Origin of the sequence: Micromonospora sp. NPDC050695 (genome assembly GCF_040654415.1) — a bacterium.
Classification (GTDB): Bacteria; Actinomycetota; Actinomycetes; order Mycobacteriales; family Micromonosporaceae; genus Micromonospora.
Genome location: NZ_JBFAHZ010000131.1, coordinates 1 through 1775 on the forward strand (window position 1 = coordinate 1; position 1775 = coordinate 1775).

Here is a 1775-nt window from a genome sequence, read left to right on the forward strand (position 1 = left end):
GTGCTGGTCGATCGCCGCAGCCACGTGCACGTCGGCGTGGGTGTCCACGCCGATGGTGACTCGCACCTCGACCAGCTCGATCGATGTTGCCATGCCCACCGGACCTCCGTCGCGTCGCCTCAACCTCTTGCGGCACCGCCGCCAGCGGGAACGCGGGCAGAACTCCAGTGAGATGCGTCGGGCTCCTATCAGGCCACATCGACCCCGGCCGGCGGCGGCACGGCGACGTCCTCCCGCCGGTCGACGTATCGCTAACAAGGCACCGCGGCCCGTTGTTTTTCGGGTCAGACCGCCGGGAGGACGTCGGCGATCATGATGCCTGGAGTTGTTTTTGGTCTGAAAACTACGGACGGGCCGAGCTGCCGGCGCGAGTCGATGACGTCATCACCACGGCGGCCCGGATGGACCGCGAGTACCGCCAGCTCGTCAGGCAGTCTGACCGGCTGTACGACGAGCGGATGCACCTGGAGATGGCCCGTTTCGGTGACGTCGCCGACGCCGACCTGCAACTGCGGCTCGACAGCAGCGAGAAGCAGCACCACCTGTACCAACAGAAGCGGCGTACGTACATGCAGGACGGCGTCGACGCGCTCAGCGCTGACGACCGCGCCCGGTACGACGACCTGCAGCGCCGGATCACCGCCGCCGGCAGCGACTGGTTCGAACCCGGCCGGGACGCTCAGGCCGCCGAGGTCTGCGGCCTGAGCGTCCCCGAGTACCACGAGCTGGTCGCGATCCACGCGAAGCCCTACCGCGCGCGTACCCGCGCCGAGCAAACGCGCCACGACGCGCTCATGGGTAACCGCAAGCCACCGCTGCTGGCCGAGCAGGCCGCGATCGTCTACGGGCTCAGCGTGGATGAGTACCGGGAGTTCGAGGCGTTGGACAAGCTCGGTGAACCCCAACCCGCAGGACCATACCGCCAGCGCCAGGCGCGCCCACACCATCCCCGCCGCAACCCCGGCACTACACGGCATCCCATAACCAACCGGACAATCAAGGACTACTCCGGGGCCCTGAGGTTGAACCTGGCCCGAGCATGATCCGTTTAACTCTTCGGACACTGACGCGAGATCACCACACCCCAGGGGGGGAGGGAACACGTGCTCAGCGGCAAACAGACTCTCGAACTCCTCGCCGACGAAATCATCGCCCCATGGGGATGCAGGACGCGGTGGTCGACGCCGGTGACGGCGAGGTTGCTCCCGTCGCACTCCACTGCAAACTATCCAACAGTCACTCAAACGGAAGGGGCACGACAATGCCAGACATCGATGATGATGTAGCGATCGAATTCATGAAGGCAGCACTAGAAGAACCGAACGCTCAAAAATTCGCAAGGGATGTGCGTGCAGAAGGCCAGGAGGCTCCGTCGGCGACAGAGCTGCAAAGATGGTTCGCCGGCATTGATCGTCCGCATCTTTTCTTCTGGCTCCCGCGAGCAGATCAGGACAGAGTCCTGCAGCGGTTCACTGTTCGGGAGGACCAGCTTAAAAGTATTGCAGCCAATCGAGGTGTCCGGGTAAGCGAATTGCCTCAAAACATAAATGCCAAGTCGCACAGCCGTTTGTCGAACACGAAGCGTTCCGCACCGCCGCCCGGCCGGCCGTCTGGCCCTTCAACGTCGGCGGGTTACGGCACGCCAGGGTATCCGACTCCCGGACAATATGGTTCCGCACCGCCGTCTGGCCCTTCAACGTCGGCGGGTTACGGCACGCCAGGGTATCCGACTCCCGGACAATATGGTTCCGCACCGCCGTCTGGCCCTTCAACGT

The 1775-nt window shown here is 64.3% G+C and carries 1 protein-coding gene and 1 pseudogene; both read left to right on the forward strand.

The window, feature by feature from the left end; all coding sequences use genetic code 11:
* Positions 1 to 401: 401 nt before the first annotated feature.
* Positions 402 to 1043, forward strand: a complete 642-nt coding sequence (locus AB0H52_RS31825) for a hypothetical protein (protein ID WP_151493328.1) — start codon at positions 402 to 404, stop codon at positions 1041 to 1043.
* 113 nt (positions 1044 to 1156) lie between these two features.
* Positions 1157 to 1775 (forward strand): annotated as a pseudogene (locus AB0H52_RS31830) (hypothetical protein); the annotation flags it as partial.

Coding starts and splice junctions, on each gene's coding strand:
- AB0H52_RS31825 (WP_151493328.1), top strand. CDS start 402: ATGGACCGCGAGTACCGCCAGCTCGTCAGGCAGTCTGACCGGCTGTAC.